General features: G+C 67.1%; 11 protein-coding genes. 8 read left to right on the top strand and 3 right to left on the bottom strand.

The features are described from left to right. Positions 1-63: 63 nt before the first annotated feature. From mads2 to mads5, 4 genes are all read left to right on the top strand, one after another. Positions 64-2,226, top strand: coding sequence for a methylation-associated defense system DNA methyltransferase MAD2 (mads2, locus tag EJ357_RS13485; RefSeq protein ID WP_228473049.1), 2,163 nt, complete (start codon positions 64-66; stop codon positions 2,224-2,226). After that, complete coding sequence (gene mads3 / locus EJ357_RS13480) at positions 2,223-3,551, top strand: methylation-associated defense system AAA family ATPase MAD3 (protein ID WP_126391846.1); 1,329 nt, start codon at positions 2,223-2,225, stop codon at positions 3,549-3,551. Before mads2 ends, mads3 begins: the two co-directional genes overlap by 4 nt. A 74-nt stretch (positions 3,552-3,625) precedes the next feature. Further along, complete coding sequence (gene mads4, locus EJ357_RS13475) at positions 3,626-4,321, top strand: methylation-associated defense system protein MAD4 (RefSeq protein ID WP_126391845.1); 696 nt, start codon at positions 3,626-3,628, stop codon at positions 4,319-4,321. Continuing rightward, positions 4,318-5,748: a methylation-associated defense system restriction endonuclease subunit S MAD5 gene (mads5, locus tag EJ357_RS13470; protein WP_126391844.1), complete on the top strand. Its 1,431-nt coding sequence runs from the start codon at positions 4,318-4,320 to the stop codon at positions 5,746-5,748. Before mads4 ends, mads5 begins: the two co-directional genes overlap by 4 nt. Before the next feature lie 99 nt (positions 5,749-5,847). On the opposite strand, the gene EJ357_RS13465 is transcribed toward mads5, so the two are convergent. Continuing rightward, positions 5,848-6,048 carry a DUF397 domain-containing protein gene (locus tag EJ357_RS13465; protein WP_126391843.1) on the bottom strand — a complete coding sequence of 67 codons (201 nt, stop codon included), beginning with the start codon at positions 6,046-6,048 and terminating at the stop codon, positions 5,848-5,850. Next, complete coding sequence (locus tag EJ357_RS13460; RefSeq protein ID WP_126391842.1) at positions 6,027-6,875, bottom strand: helix-turn-helix domain-containing protein; 849 nt, start codon at positions 6,873-6,875, stop codon at positions 6,027-6,029. The genes EJ357_RS13465 and EJ357_RS13460 overlap by 22 nt, the downstream gene beginning before the upstream one ends. Before the next feature lie 172 nt (positions 6,876-7,047). Here EJ357_RS13460 and EJ357_RS13455 point away from each other — a divergent pair, with 172 nt between their 5' ends. Both EJ357_RS13455 and EJ357_RS13450 read left to right on the top strand, forming a co-directional pair. Further along, positions 7,048-7,260, top strand: a complete 213-nt coding sequence (locus EJ357_RS13455) for a hypothetical protein (protein ID WP_126391841.1) — start codon at positions 7,048-7,050, stop codon at positions 7,258-7,260. Next, positions 7,257-7,526 (top strand): hypothetical protein, encoded by a 270-nt coding sequence (locus EJ357_RS13450; RefSeq protein WP_228473048.1) that lies wholly within the window; start codon positions 7,257-7,259, stop codon positions 7,524-7,526. Before EJ357_RS13455 ends, EJ357_RS13450 begins: the two co-directional genes overlap by 4 nt. A 40-nt stretch (positions 7,527-7,566) precedes the next feature. On the opposite strand, the gene EJ357_RS13445 is transcribed toward EJ357_RS13450, so the two are convergent. Next, complete coding sequence (locus EJ357_RS13445) at positions 7,567-9,702, bottom strand: AIPR family protein (protein ID WP_228473047.1); 2,136 nt, start codon at positions 9,700-9,702, stop codon at positions 7,567-7,569. A gap of 149 nt (positions 9,703-9,851) precedes the next feature. On the opposite strand from EJ357_RS13445, the gene mads6 reads away from it, so the two are divergent. Continuing rightward, positions 9,852-14,054 (top strand): methylation-associated defense system protein kinase MAD6, encoded by a 4,203-nt coding sequence (mads6, locus tag EJ357_RS13440; RefSeq protein ID WP_126391840.1) that lies wholly within the window; start codon positions 9,852-9,854, stop codon positions 14,052-14,054. Next, positions 14,054-15,742, top strand: coding sequence for a methylation-associated defense system protein MAD7 (mads7, locus tag EJ357_RS13435; protein ID WP_126391839.1), 1,689 nt, complete (start codon positions 14,054-14,056; stop codon positions 15,740-15,742). The genes mads6 and mads7 overlap by 1 nt, the downstream gene beginning before the upstream one ends.

Raw genomic sequence — 15,742 nt, 5'->3', positions numbered from 1 at the left:
GGGACGGAGTAGACGGCGCATATGGCGGACGAGCAGCTTGGCCTTGGTTTTTCCGTGCCGGAGGTGCCCAAGGCGCGCTCTGGCGGGGCTGCGCCGCCGCGCGCGCTCGGCGATGACGAGACGATCGACTACATCACCGGCCAGGACATACTGAAGCTGACCGAGGCCGAGAGGGTCCGCCAGCACATCGCCCGGGTTCTCGTGCACCAGTACGGGATCAACCCGGACGACATGAAGCGGGACTACGTGATCGAGCTTCCGGCGCCCGAGGGGGGTCGCAAGACGCGCAAGAAGGTCAGCATCGCGATCTTCGCTCCGGGGCAGCCGAAGACCCAGGAGCACCTCCGCCGCATCGTGATCACCAAGCCGCGTCCCCGGACCGGCCGCACGGTCACCAAGATCCGTACGCACGAGCAGGCGAAGTCGGACATCGACGAGCTCGAGACCTTGATGACCGCGGCAGGCCCGGCATGCCATCTCGGGCTGTGGACCGACGACATCGACCTGTACTTCGTCGAGAAGGTCCAGCGCGACGACGAGGGCCGGAAGTCCCGGTTCGAGGACCGCTTCCGGCCGCTGCCGAACTGGCCGCGGGGCGACGACTCAGCGTTCGATGCCACAGGTGCCGCCTCCTCGCTAAAGGAGATCAGGCGAGCGGACAAGTACATGCTCCGCTTCGCGTTCCGCCGCTGCCACAACTACATCCATGGCAACGAGGGACTGCCCAAGGACGCGGCGTTCTGGCAGTTCCTCTACGTCCTGTTCGCAAAGATCTACGACGAGCGTCGGGTCCGTGAACACGGCGAGGACCCGCGCTTCCGCATCGACGTCGCCGACCTGGTGCGCACCGAGACCACTGCCACCGGTGCCAAGCGCAGGGCGGGCAGCCCCGAGGTGGCGGGCCGGGTCAGGGACCTCTTCAAGGAGGTGAAGAAGTTCTACGCGGACCAAGGACTCTTCGACCACCGCGACGAGCTGACCCTGACCGACCCCGCCCTCACATTCATCGTGGGCGAGCTGGCCCCTTACGACCTGGGCAGTACCGACATCGACGCCAAGGGAGTCGCCTACCAGGAGCTGGTCGGTGACAACCTGCGGGGCGACCGAGGCCAGTACTTCACGCCGAACGAAGCGGTGAAGTTGGTCGTCGACATTCTGGACCCGCAGGAGCACGAGACAGTCTTCGACCCGTGCTGCGGCACGGGAGGCTTCCTGAGGGAGACCCTCAACCACCTGTTGCGCAGGTGGCAGGAGGAAGAGGGTAACGGCACTTTCACCAACCCTCAGGAGCTGGCCAGGAGGATGGCCGACCATCGTCGAAAGCTGGCCGCCTACGCGGACAAGCACCTCTTCGGTGCCGACTTCGACCCCTTCCTGCGCCGGGCCACCGTGATGAGCCTCATGACGCTCACCGACACGGCTGGACACGCCTTCCACATGGACTCCCTCGCCTTCCCGGACAGTCATCTGCAGGGCAACGACGAGGCGATGCGCTTCCCGCAGATAGGGCTTGGAGCGGTGGACGTGCTGATGACGAACCCGCCGTTCGGCTCCGACATCCCCGTGTCTGAGGACATGATCCTCACGAGGTTCCGCAAGACCGGCGGCCAGTTCGGTGTCGCCTATAACTGGACCCGCGATAAGAGGACCAACGAGCTGCTCAGGGCGGGAGAAGCCAACGCGGTCTCCCCGGAGCAGCTCTTCGTCCAGCGGGCGGTCGAGTGGGTGCGGCCCGGCGGACGTATCGGCATCGTCCTGCCGAACGGCATCCTCTCCAACCCCGGACCCTCCGACGAGGCGGTCCGGCGCTACATCCTCGACCAATGCTGGGTCTTGGGCAGTGTGGAGCTTCCCGTGGAGACCTTCATCGCCGAGGCCAACGTCAACATCCTCACCACCCTTCTCTTCCTGCGCCGCAAGACCGCGCAGGAGCGGCAGGAGGAGATCGAGTTCGGTGCCGCGGACTATCCGGTGTTCATGGCCGTCGCCGAGAAGGTTGGCATCGACCGGCGCGGGAACAAGGTCTTCGTACGCACGCCGGACGGCGAGATTGTGACCGAGGAGAAGACGGAGCGCGAGATCCTGCGCATCGGTGGTGTCGAAGTGCCGCGTGAGATCCGGCGCCGTGAGCCGACGGTCGATAACGACCTGCCGAAGATCGCCGAGGCCTACCACAAGTTCAAGGAGCGCCACGCCCACGAGTTCCCCTGGAATGCGGGCGCATGATCACCCGCATCGAGGCCTACAACTACCGCTGCTTCGAAGATCTCGCCGTCGACCTGGCTGGCTTCCACGTGCTGGCCGGGGCCAACGGTTCCGGCAAGAGCACCCTGCTCGACATTCCAGTGCTGCTTGCAGAGCTGCTGGGTGTCGAGCGGATCGAGGACGCGTTCCTACGGCCGTCCTCCCGCACCGGCCGCCCACCCCGCGCTCAGTCCCTCACCGAGCCCGCCCACCGGGGCCGGGACGGCGGCTTCGGTTTCGCTCTGGAGGCGCGGCTCCCGGAGGAGATCACCGAACTCCTCGCCGAGGCCACCCGCAACCCGCGCCTCCCGCTGCCGACCCATCTCCGCTACGAGCTCCATCTCGCGCCGGTCGAGGGCGGCCGGGGGCTGGAGATCGCGGGGGAGTACCTGGTGCTGTTCCCCGAGGAGCATCCGGTGCGTCCGGTTCCCGGCGAGCGGGCTTTTGAGGACCCGGACGAGACCGTGATCACCGGGCGAGGAGGCAGCCGCCGGGTCCGTTGGGCGTGGGAGGAGAACTGGCGCCCGGTGATCGCCCGCACTGGCGGCCCAGTTGCGCGGTTCACCTCGGAGACCGGGGAACAGCCTCCGCTGACCTGGCAGAGCCCGCACAGTCGGCTGGCGCTGGACACGGTTCCGTTCGACGAGGCGCACTTCCCGGCGGCCCTGTGGTTCCGTTCCCTTCTCCGTGAGGGAACGCTCTTCTACGCCCCCGACTGGGCCGCGCTGCGCCAGGCCGCCCCGCCCGCCGGCCGCACACCCCGGCTCGACCCGGTGGGCCGCAACACGCCATGGCTGGCTCTGGGCCTCAAGGGCGCGGACAAGGAGCTGTACGACGCCTGGGTGGACCTGGTCAGGATCGCCCTGCCGCAGGTCCAGGACATCGACGTCGTGGAACGCGAGGACGACCACCACGCGTACTTCCGCGTGACCTACGCCGGCGGCCACGAGGTCACTTCCTCCGGCCTGTCCGACGGCACCCTGCGCGTGTTCGCGCTGGCCCTGATCCCCTACCTGCCCGACCCGCCGGCCCTCCTGGTCACCGAAGAGCCGGAGAACGGCATCTATCCGCAGGCCATCGAGATCGTCATGCAGGCGCTCCAGGCGGTACGGGACTGCCAGGTGCTCGTGGCCACCCAGTCGCCGCTGGTCCTGGCCAACGTGGAGTTGCCCCATGTGCTGGCCACCCGCGTCGACTACGACACCGGGGCCGTCACCGTCGTACGCGGCGACCGGCATCCGCGGCTTGCCGACTGGCAGGGAGACCTGGATCTGGGGACGTTGTTCGCCACGGGGGTGTTCGAGTGAGCAAGAGGGCCGGACGGCGTGCAGGGCACGGGGGGAACACGACCGCGCCGGTTCCCCGGCAGGCGGTCGCGCCCGTGGACGAGTCCGGGAAGCGGGACGTGGTCTTCTTCGTCGCCGATCAGGGCATGAAGGCCATGATCGGCGCGTTCCTGGGCCGCACGGACATTCACCACAAGCTCGGCTGCGGACCGTTCGTCTTCGACGGCAGACGGGACATCAAGCTCGCCCCGCACAAGGACTCCGAGCTGCCGCTGCGGGCCGGCGAGCTGCTTCAGCCCTGGCGGGGTGAATACCGACGCGCGATCGTCGTACAGGATCACGCCTACGACAATCCGCTGCCGCCCGACGGGATCCGCAAGCGCATCGGGGATCAGCTGGAGGATCTCTGGCCGCAGTACGCGGTGGTCGTCATCGAACCCGAGCTGGAGAACTGGTTCTGGTCCGACCATACCGAGGTGATCAAAAAGGCGTTGGTGTGGCGGCCGAGGCGCGGTGACGAGCGCACGCCGCGGCAGGTGCTGGAGGAGGCCGGGCTGTGGGAGGCAGGCCAGGCCAAGCCCGACGATCCCAAGGGCGCCGTCGAGTTCCTGCACAAGATGAAGTACATCGGTGACATGAGCAACGGCATCTTCCGGCGCTTCGCGGAACAGGTTCCGTCCGTACGCCGCTGTACAGACGCCTCGTTCCAGCACCTGATGACGACGCTGGCGGACTGGTTCCCGGCGAGCAGAATGAACACGACGACCTCGACGACGGAGCGCGCGCAGTGAAGATCGCGTCCAAGGACAATCCGGTACGGCTCAGCTGGCTGCGGGAGCAGGGGCTGCGGATGGATGCGGCGCCGTATTTGTCGGGGGCGTTCGAGGGGCGGAAGTTGTTGGAGCGGTTGCCCCTTCACAAGGACCGGTTGGGTGAGCTGACGGCCGGGCACGATGGCGGGATCTTCAACGGGCCCAAGTTCAGCCGGGTGTACGTCACCAACCCGGACCACGCGGTGCCGTTCCTCGGCAGTACGGACATGATGGAGGCGGACTTCACACACCTGCCGTTGCTGAGTCGGAGCAAGGTCGCGGCAAAGTTCCCATACCTGGAGATCGAGCCGGGGATGACCCTGATCTCCTGTTCGGGGACGATCGGTCGAATGGCCTACGTCCGGAAGGACATGGCGGGTATCTGGTCCTCCCAGCACGTCATGAAGGTGCAGCCGGATCCGGGGCGGATTCCCTCCGGATACCTCAACACATTCCTGCGCAGCCGTTTCGGCGTCCCCATCGTCGCCAGTCAGGCGTACGGCGCGATCATTCAGCACATCGAGCCGCATCACATCTCGGGGCTGCCGGTTCCGCGGTTCGATTCCGCGCTGGAAGAACAGATCCACGACCTGGTCGAAGAGGCGGCCACGCTGCGGACGGAATCCCAGGAGGGCGTGGTCGGGGCGACAGAGGATCTGTTCAAGACGGCGGGGCTTGAGGATCTGCTCGACCTGCGGTGGCATGACCAGCCACGGGATGTGGGCTTTGCACAGCGAGGGCTGAAGCCCACGACGTTGCGGGCGTTGAACTATCAGCCGAAGGTTCAGCGGATTCTGAAGCGGCTGCGGGATGAGACTGAGTATGTGACTCTCGGTGAGATCTGCAAAGGAGGCCAGCTCGGATCCGGAGTGCGTTTCAAGCGCGTTGATGCGGAGCCCGGCCACGGCGCAGTCTGCCTCATCGGGCAGCGGCAGGGTTTCTGGATTCGGCCTGAAGGGCGTTGGATCAGCCCGACCCAGGCGCCTCCGGGAATCTTCGCCGAGGACGAGACGGTCATGATTCCGTCGCAGGGCACGCTGGGCGAGAACGAGGTCTTCTGCCGCGCGATCTTCGTCACCGGCTCGTGGCTCGACTACGCGTACACACAGCACTTTCTGCGGGTGGTGAGCGGCACCTCGGACATCCCCGGCGCCTACCTCTTCGCCTTCCTTCGCTCCGAGGCCATGTTCCGTGTGCTGCGTTCCATGTCGACTGGCGGAAAGCAACAGGACATTCATGAGGGTCTGCGTGCCCAGATCCCGGTGCCGGTGCTGACCGCACCTGACCGGGAACGCATTGCGGAAACGATCCGCGCTGCCTATCGGAAGCGGGACGAGGCCGACAAGAAGGAAGACAGGGCCCTGGAGCTGTTGGAGGGGGCCGTGTTGGAGCACAGCGCGGGCTGAGACACGGGCGGTTCTGTTCCGTGTGATGTTACGGAACAGACGCGAACGTGTCGACGCCCCGCACCGGAAGCATGCAGGGCGGGGCGTCAGACGGTGGATCTACCTCTTTACTGAGGCGACGAACGCCTCCCATGCGTTAGAGGTGAAGAGCAGGCTGGGGGCGAGCGGCGTCTTGCTGTCACGCACGGGAACGAGATCGTCGAGGCCGTCGGCGACCTCGACACAGGCATCCCCTTGTTGCCCGCCGCTGTAGCTGGACTTACGCCACTGAGTGGCGCTCAGGTCTGGGGTGGCTCGCATGGCTTGAAGTTCTCCATCGCCGCTTTGATCAACGCTGCGGAACCCTTCGGCGAAAGGGCGCACGCTTTCATGCGATCGTAGTCGCGCAGCTGCCGCATGACGGTCTCCCTGTCGTCGAAGACCTCCCCGCTGCCAGCGCCCTCCTGGTAGACGGTGGTGGAGTTGTCCGGCAGGGTCAGCAGGATGAGTGTGCCGTTCATCAGGGGGCATGCGCCGACATCGAACGGGACGACTTGGATCGTTGTGTGGTCGGTTTCAACCAGCGGTAACAGTGCTGCGAGTTGCTCCCGCATCACCGCCGGACCGCCCACAGCCTGGCGTACAGCCGCCTCGTTGAGAATCCACCAAACGTCTGGCCGATTGTCTGCATGCAGAACCTCTTGGCGGCTCATGCGCGCCGCAATCAGGCTGTTGATCTTTTCCGGCCCGGCCCCGGGGTTGCACGCGCGGAACAAAGCCCGCATGTACGGTTCCGCCTGGAGCAGCCCAGGAATGATGCTTGCCCCGAACTCCTGAATCCGTACCGCCTTCGCCTCCAGCTCCAGACAGTGATCGAACCGTCGGGGCGAGTACTCCCGCTTGACGGCCCCCCATAACCCCTGGAACAACGCCCCCGTCCCGAACGCCACATCCAGCTTCTGCGAGATCGGCGGCAGCGGAAGCCTCTCCGCCGTCTCCACCCCGTGCAGGTGCGTCTTGCTGTAGTTGACCACTGCCGAAAGACGGTCCAGGGACATCCCGCTCAGCTGCCGCTGTCGGCGAAGTTCGGCGCCGTACAACTCCTTTGCCGATCGGGCGGGTTCGAGGTCACGTGCGCCAGCCGTCATCCGTGCAGCCTTCCTTGTTCCAGGCCTGGGTGGGGAACGGATCACCCCTGTCGAGCGTAGCGACGGACGGCGACGATGAGGACACGAACGGTGATTCCCGCTGTTCGTGAGCCCATATCCCCCACCCCGGAGGCCGTCGATGAACTGCCCGGACAGAACTCCCCTACCGCCCATGCCTGTTGTCGGCGACCTCGCCTACGACACGCTCCGGGACCGCTACGGCACCGTGATGGAGCGCGGCCCCGGCCAGGTCCACCTGCGCCCCAAGGGCGGCGGCCGGGAATGGACCGCCCGGCCCGAGGACGTCGAACTCGCCCGTGCGGGCGAGGCGTTGAGCCCGCAGGTCGCCCGGGTCAACGCCCGTAGCCGTGGGGAGGTCCTGTGAACCGACCGTCGTGCAGGGAACGTACGAACGCGACCGCCGGCGACCCGCCCGCTGGCCTCCCCGGCATTCCCGTCGGCGCCCTTGTCCGGGACCGGGCGACCGGACGTGAGGGCACCCTGCGGGACGTCCTCCTTTACCGGTCCGCCGGCGAGCTGCCGGAGCCGGAGGGCCGCCCGGCCCGTCGGCTCGCCTTCCTCCGCCCCGTCGGCGGCGGCCGGGAGTGGACCACCGAGCCGGATCAGGTGGTCGCGGTGGAGCCCGGCTGAGGAGTGCCGTCGGTGTACCCCGCTCCGACGGCGTTGCGCCTCACGGCTGCTGCTCCGCGTCCAGCTCGTCCTCGGCCCTCAGCTCCGCCGCCAGATCGACCAGAGAACCCTCGCCCGGGATGTGCCAGTACAGGGTGCCCTGGACCTGCTGGTTGTTGCCCATGGCTTCCTTGCGCATCTTGCGGACCAGCGTGCTGGGCGCGTACGCCGCGCCGTCGTAGGACCAGACCAGAGGCTTGGAGGCGTTGGCGCCCCAGGTCGCGCGGGCGCGGTCGGGGTGTTCGGCGAGCCAGGCCGACAGGCCCTGCCGGTCGGGGCGGGTCACCGGACGGAACTCCAGCGTCGTACCGACCGCGATGCGTTCGGCCTTCACGAGAAGGCTCACGGCGTTGGTGGAACGGGCCGGCTTGCCCTGGGTCCTTTCCTCCACCCGGTAGTCGGCGTTGTCCGGGGCGGAGGCTCCGGAGGCCATGGCGTCCACCACGCGGCGGGAGACCACACGTACACGTTCCGGGGTACGCATGGTCGTGAGGATCTGGCTGTTGCGGCCGTAGGCCGAATCGACCGTCGCCATCAGCCAGCCCAGAGCCCGCTCCACGAGGTCCGGTACCTTCGCCAGCTCGGCGTCCCAGTCCTTGTCCTCTTCGTCCAGTCCCTCGGTGTCCAGGCTCCGGAAGACGACATGGCTGATCAGCAGGTCACCGTTGCTGGCGGTGCTGGCGGCCCGGCCGAAGAGGTTCTCGCTCTGCTCGGCGAGCGCCGCCTTGACCGCCCGTACCAGCTGCACGCAGCGCCACACGCGCTGAGCGCTCGGAGCCGTGTTGAGCGCTTTGCCGAAGATCTCCTGATAGTTGGACTTGTCCCAGAGAAGAGAGGTGTCCCGCTTGGCCTTCGCTGTCAGATCCGGGGATCTGTGGGTCGCGGCCAGCGCGATCGCTGCCTCGGTCATGGTGCAGCCGCTATCGGGGGCGGGCTCCGACTCGCCACGCTTGACCACGTACGTACGGCCGAGGGACAGCGCGAAGTCGTCCCTCAGCCCCGTCTGGATGGGGTCGCGGGACTTCCAGTCCCGTTCCTCGATGGGATTCTGGGTGTTGGTGTTGAGGGTGACCTGGTCGCCGAATCCCTCGGGGCAGTTCTCCAGGGAGATGATCCGGACGAGCACACGGCCCTGCCCGGCCGAGGCCGGATTCCGCTGCATCGCGCGGTACATGGCGCTGACCGTCTGCGCCCCGTTGACGACGCTCGCTCCCTCGAGTACGAATCCAGCGCCTGCACCCGGAGCGAACGCGCCCTTTCCCTTTTTGCGGATGCGGTCGCACAGCAGGGTGATGCCGTTGCTGAAGTACCAGAAATTCTCGGGTTCCTGGAGAAGCGTGGCGCGGATCTTGTCATTGACGTCCGTGTCCAGCGAGTCCCGGATGTTGCGGGCGAACAGATGCCGGTCGTGGGTCTCGTACCACTCCGCGACATCGGCGGCGGAGAGCGTGCCGTAGTAGGCGGCGAAGGGGTGTTCCACCCGGCCGACGCCCTCGACCCACGCCTCCAGTTCGATCTTCCGGTCGGCGTGCTCACCCAGGATCTCCTGGTACAGACCGCGGAGGTCGAGAACTCGCCATTCGATCATCTCCTCGGCCCAGTTGCGCTTCTTGACCTCGGAGTTGAGCAACGTCCGGATGTCCGGGTGGACTTCGCCATCGGTCACCAACGCCAGCAGCAGGGTGACCTTGGGGGAACCGCTGTCCAGAGCCTTGTCCAGGGCATCCACATGCTGCTCGATGCGCTTGTTGAACCGCGTGAACTCCAAGTTCATCAGGTAGTCGAGGCCGCGGAAGAGCCGGTCGACCTCGCTCTGCCCGAAGCCGGCAGTGGCGTTGTCGCTCCACTTCGCCTGGACCAGGGTGATATGCGGCCGGCCACCCTGTCCCGGGGCCGCCAACTCGACCGCGATCGCGTCGATACCCCAGTCGTCGCGACCGTCGATGATCGACAGAGCCGCGTCCCGGTCCGCGCATCCGGTCTCACGTTTGACCGCGAGGGCGGCGACTCCGCGGCTGAGGAATTTCTCTTCCTTCTTCTTCTCCGATGCTGACGGCTCGTCCGACATGTCGATCAGAGAATCGAATCGCTCGATGAGCCGCTTGCGCAAATTGCGGATGTGGAACGAATACGACACATGACCTCCCCGTCACCGGCCTGACCGACAATCACCCTAACCAAGATGGATGTGTCGTCACCTGGTACTAAAGTGACCATGGCACATGGCAGTGCGGCGCACATCACACCTGCCGCACTTGACCGGAACGAACGGGGGCACGGGCACTCATGGCGCGCATCATCAAGGTCGGCGACCCCGTCAACGACGCCGAGCGGATGGTTCTCCGCCATCTCCGTGACAACGCCCCGGACGACTGGACGGTGATCTCCAACTTCGAGATCTACCGCGGCCGTCAGTGTTTCGAGGTCGACCTCGCGATCCTGACCGACCGGGCCTGCTACATCGCCGACACCAAGGGCACGCACGGGCGTATCGAGGTGCGGGGCAAGAAGTGGTACCCGCAGGGGCGTCAGCCGTTCCCGAGTCCGGTCAAGAAGTTCCGCGAGCACGCCAAGACGGTGGGAAACCTGCTGCGGCAGTCGCATCTGTCCCCGCTGATCGGATCGGTGTGGTGCGAGGAACTGGTGATCCTTCCGTACGACGACGCACTGTTCGTCGACCACGACGGGAGGGACGAGAAGAACACCGTCCAGATGCGAGACCTCGTTTCTTTCCTGTCCGGTCACCAGCCGTCGCGGCTCGGGGCGAACACGCCCCAGATGCCCATCACGGGCCTGCACGAGGACATCGCCCGGGCCCTGAACGCCGTATCGCGAGCGCCTTCGGTGCGCCGGTTCGGGGTCTACGAGGCGATCGAGACGCTCGTGGAAGCGGACCCCCAGCCGGAGGCCGGGGCGGAGGCGGACGCCGAGGACCGGGTGTCCGTCTACCGGGCCGTGCAGCCGGACCAGCCGAACTCGGGGACGTACCTCATCCAGGTGCACACCGTCGACCCGCTGCTCCCCGAGGCGGAGCAGACGCGCGAGCGGGAGCGGATCGGCAACCCTCTCCAGGCGCTGAACAAACTGCCGCCCAACCCGCACATCGTGCCCTGCGTGCAGGTACTCCCGCTGGAGGACGAGACCGGATACTTCGTCGTACTGAAGGATGTGCAGGCCGAGGCGCTGCGGGTGCGGATGACCGACGGGCCGGCGCAGCTCGGCGCCGACGCCCGGCGCCGCATCCTGTCCGGTGTGCTGTCCGGGCTCGCCCTCGCCCACGCCTACCGGGTCGTGCACCGACACCTCACCCCGGACGCGGTCCTGGTCGCCCGCAACGGCACTGCGATGCTCACCGGCTTCGACTATGCCCACACCGGGCAGAAGCGGGCCGGCACCGTAGCCATGGACGCGTACGAGCATGCCGAGGCCGCGTATCTCGCGCCCGAGTGCGTGGAGGAGCCCGGACGGTTCTCGGCCGCCTCCGACATTTTCGCGGCGGGCGTGCTCTGCCACGAGCTGTACACCGGCGAACTGCCCTCGGTGACCGGCGGGATGCGACTGGCTGACAGTCTGGAGGCGGCGGAGGTCACCCCGGAGATCCGGGAGTTGATCCGGCGGATGCTCGCCGCCGATCCGGCCCTGCGGCCGACCGCCAGGGAGGCGATCGCCGAGCTGGAGCGACTGCTGCGGGGCAGTGGTTCGTCAGGTTCGGGCGGCTTCGGCGGGACGGCGGCCGGGGGGGGATCGTCCGACGATCCCTTCGACTGGTCGAACCCTTACAGCTATCGCAACCTGCCCGACGGCTTCCGGCTCACCGAGAAGTTCCACGTCCGCAAGAAGCTCGGGCAGGGCAAGTTCGGTGTGGTCTACCAGGTGTTCAACACCCTCGACGACACCGACGAGGTCCTGAAGATCATTACCAGTGATCCGGAGTCGGTCGGGGTCCGGCTGAAGGGCGAGTACCGGGTCCTGCGCCAGCTGCCCGCGCACCCGAACCTGGTGCGTGTCATTGACGCCGACTGGCTGCCGAAGGGGAAATTCCCCTATCTACGCCTGGAGTTCGCGGAAGGCCAGGACCTCCAGGCGTCGGCCACGCGCGAGCGCCGTCTGGGGGCCGCCGACGTCGTACGGCTCCTGGAAGACTGTCTGGCCGGCCTCGGCCATCTGCACGAAAACGGCGTCTATCACTGCGACATCAAGCCCAGCAACCTGCTGTGGACTGCGGACGGCACGAAGCTGCTGGACTTCAATGCGGCGGTCTCGGCGGACTCCACCCTGACGCCCACGCTGGGTTCGCCCCGTTACCAGGCACCGGATACGGGATTCAAGGGGCGCCCGACGCAGGCAGAACTCGCCGACCTCGACCTGTACGCCCTCGGCGTCTCCGCCTACATCGCGCTGACCGGGACGTATCCCTGGCCAGGGCGCGCACAGCCGCCCAAGGACGAGGAGGCGCTGGACCCGCGCAAGATCAGTGGCCTGGGGGATCTGAGTCGGCACTTCGCCGACGTACTGATGCGGTCCATCGCGCCCCGTCGCGCCGACCGGTACTCGGATGCGGAGGCATTCCTCGCGGCCGTACGGGCCATAGGAGAGGTGCGCCGGACCCGGGGCGGCGACGAGGAGGTCCAGCCGGAGCCCGAGCCGGTCTGCACGACGGACGCCGGTCGGGACGGCACCAACGCCTTCGTCGGCCACCTCCAGACCCTGTACAGTCAGAACTCCCGTACCAACGCGGGCACTCGGGGACTCGACCCGGCGCAGTTCCCGCTGTACGTGGCCACCGCCCTGGACACCGCGCTGCGGGATGACGTCCTCGCCGGCCGGCACCGGTTGGTCGTCATCACCGGAAACGCCGGTGACGGGAAGACCGCCTTTCTTGAACAGCTGGCAGTCGAGGCTCACAAGCGCGGCGCCGAGCAGGGCGTCAAGCGCGTCAACGGCGACGACTTCGTCTTCCAGGGCCGCGCCTTCCTCACCAACCACGACGGCAGCCAGGACGAAGGCGACCAGGACAACGACGCCGTCCTCGACGCCTTCCTCGCTCCTTTCCGGGGAGCGGACGCCGACGCCTGGCCGCAGTACCAGACACGGCTGATCGCCGTCAACGAGGGCCGTCTGACCGACTTCGTCACCGCGCACGCCGAGCGCTACCCGCTGCTCGCGGAGACCGTGCGGAAAGGTTTGGCGGGTGGCGGCGCCGAGCATGGGATCGCCGTCGTCAACCTCAACACGCGGGACGTCGTCGCTGACCCGGCAGGCACCGGGGACTCCATCCTGCACCGCATGGTCCAGTCGATGACGGACCCCAAGTACTGGAGCGGCTGCGTCTCCTGCGAGCTCGCACCCCGCTGCTACGCCCGGCACAACGCACAAACTTTCGCCCACCCCACCGCTGGGTCGGTGGTCACTGAACGGCTCGCCGCCCTGTACCGGATGACCCATCTGCGCGGACGACTTCACATCACGCTGCGTGACCTGCGCTCCGCCCTGGCATACATGCTCACCTCCGGCCGGGACTGTGCCCAGATCCACGAGCTCTACCAGCGCCCGGACAGTGTCCAGGAGCGGCTGGACAGCTTCTACTTCACCAGCTGGGCCGGCCTGCACACCGGCGGCGAACACGAACAGGACCGGCTGCTGGCCCAGTTGCGTGAGCTGGACGTGGCGAACGTGCCCGACCCACAACTCGACCGTAAGCTCGACTATGTGGGCCCGGACGGCGGCCACAGCCTGATCTCGGTCGACCAGCGCGGCAGTCACGATGCGGAACTCCTCATCGACCGGTTCGCCGCCCTGCCCCGCACTCCGACGGCCGGCCAGACGGAGGCCGCAGCGCATCGCGCCTACCTCGCCGCCGCCCGGCGCCGCTTCTTCTTCGAGAGCCTGGACGGCGAGCGCTGGAAGTCCCTGCTCACCTATCGGGCGGGCGGCAGGTTCCTCGACCTGCTCGCCGGAGACGGGCCCGGGCAGGCGGAACTCGACCGGATCATCGAAGCCGTCAACCGGGGTGAAGGCCTGCCCGGGGCTCTGTATGACGGCGAGCGCGCTCTGGCGCTCCAGGTCAGGTCCGTGCCCGGCGGCACCGTCCGCAGCCACCGGCTGTTTCCCGCCGACCGTTTCACCATCGAAACGGGCAGGCCAGCGGCATCCGACTACGTCGAGACCAGCTCCCGCGAGCTCATCGTCCGGTACCGGGGACGGACCCCAGACGGTTCCGCGGAGCACCGGGCGGAACTTGTGGTCCGCCTCGACCTCTACGAACTCCTCGACCGGCTGCACGCAGGCCATCAGCCAGGAGTCGAGGACCGCCAGGGACAGAACCTGGCCCTGGCGGTGTTCAAGAACGCGCTGTCGGCTACCTCGTACCAGGAGGTGCTGCTCACCGCACCGGGCAGCATGCCGCACCGCATCACCCGGCTGCCGGAGGGAACGCTGCGGCTCGGGCCCGCGAGTGAGACGAACGGCGCGGCGAAGAGGGGGAAGTGATGGTGCTGCGCAAGCGGGACAGCGAGTTCCGGCATCTGGGTGTGTCCTACCTGGACTTCAAGCGCGTCGAGATGGACCGCGTACTCACTGGGTTCCTGATGCGGGTCAACCACAACGGTCAGACCAGCAAACTCGCACGTGGCAAAGCACTGGCGGACGAGTTCGTCGAGGAATTCCTCGCCGAGGAACATGCGGAGAAGTTCCAGGGGTTCAGAGAATCCCCGGACATCGCGCAGCGCTGGATCGAGACCCAGCTCCTGGATATGGTCAACCGCGGCAAGCCCAATCAGGCCGTGGCCGGACTGCGCCCTCTGCACGGGCTGACGTACAAGTTCCGCAACTACAACCACTCCCGCGCCTATGGAGCCGACGCCCAGCTCTACGAGATGCTCCGGCATGCGCGTGGCGGCCGTGGCACGCTGTCCCTGGAGCGGATCCGTGCCTTTTTCTTCACCGGCCTCGATCCGGCCCTGGGCACTCAGCTGCCCGGCACCAGCGTCGACATCGAGACCCAGGCTGTGCTCCACCTCAACAGCCAGGTCAAGCAGGACTCCCCGACGAGCGTCAAGGGCTGGTACTCGGCCCCTCCGCTGTGCGTGGGCCAATCCGACCTTCTCGCGGACGACGTCCTGCGGCTGCTGTCCCTGCAGGACCTGCTGCCCCGGATCGTCATGGTCGAGTACCTGAAGATCCTCTTCGCGTTCCACCTGGCCCTCGGCCAGCTGAAGGCGATGAAGCTGCTGCCGGCCATCGTGGCACGCTCCTCGGCCGAACCCTCGTGCGGGCCGGAGAACTGCCCGTCGGGTGCGGCGGGGGACGGCTTGGCAAGCTGCCCGTTCCGGGTTGGGCTGCTGGTCGACGCGGCAGGCGTGCCAGGCACGCCCGCCGCCGCTCTTGCCGAGCACAGCGCCGAGGTCTGGCTACGGCGCATCCCCGGATTCGTGCGTGCGGGCTATGTGGTGCGCAAGCTGGGCGAATTCGCCGACCATCTCGCCGACAGCAAGGAGATCACCAAGCCGTCCCGCGGATTCTTCACCGTGGCCGAGCTGCTGCAGTACGGCTCGGACGCATACCGGGACCGGCGCGAGCGGTTCTTCGCATCCCGCATGGACAACCTGCTCGACGAGACCCCGATCGATGAACAGCCCGAGGCCGTCCGGCCGTTGCTCGGCGCGGGGATGGGACTCAGCGCCTTCGAGCAGTACATCGAGTTGATCATGGCATACCGGGGCAAATACCATTACGACTACATCGTCGAGGCCATCGACTCGCTGCTGCTCAAGAACCGTCAGGGTGCGGTCATCACCCAGCCCCACCGGGGTCGGCGCCGCTTCGTCATGGACAGCGCGCTGCTGGAGGTTCTGGTCCAGATCGCGCTGCTGCGGCCGAACCCCCGCGGCACGAGATCGCGTTTCCCGTATCACACCGAGCAATTGAGGCTGGACGAGTTCATGGACACCCTGCGCATCCGCTACGGCCTCCACATCGACCAATTGCCGGCCGACGACGGGTTTCCCACAGCAGGGTTCGAGGAGCAGGCCGCCCTGCGGGCGAACGCCGAGGCGTTCACCACGCGGATGCGGGAGATCGGCTTCTACAGCGATCTGTCCGACGCATACCTCACCCAGGTGATCACGCCCAGGTTCGCGATCTCCGTGGACGGCACCGTCACTGCGGGCGGGAGGTGA

It is taken from the genome of Streptomyces cyaneochromogenes, assembly GCF_003963535.1.
Taxonomy (GTDB): domain Bacteria; phylum Actinomycetota; class Actinomycetes; order Streptomycetales; family Streptomycetaceae; genus Streptomyces; species Streptomyces shaanxiensis.
This window is presented reverse-complemented; position numbering and strand designations above follow the sequence as displayed.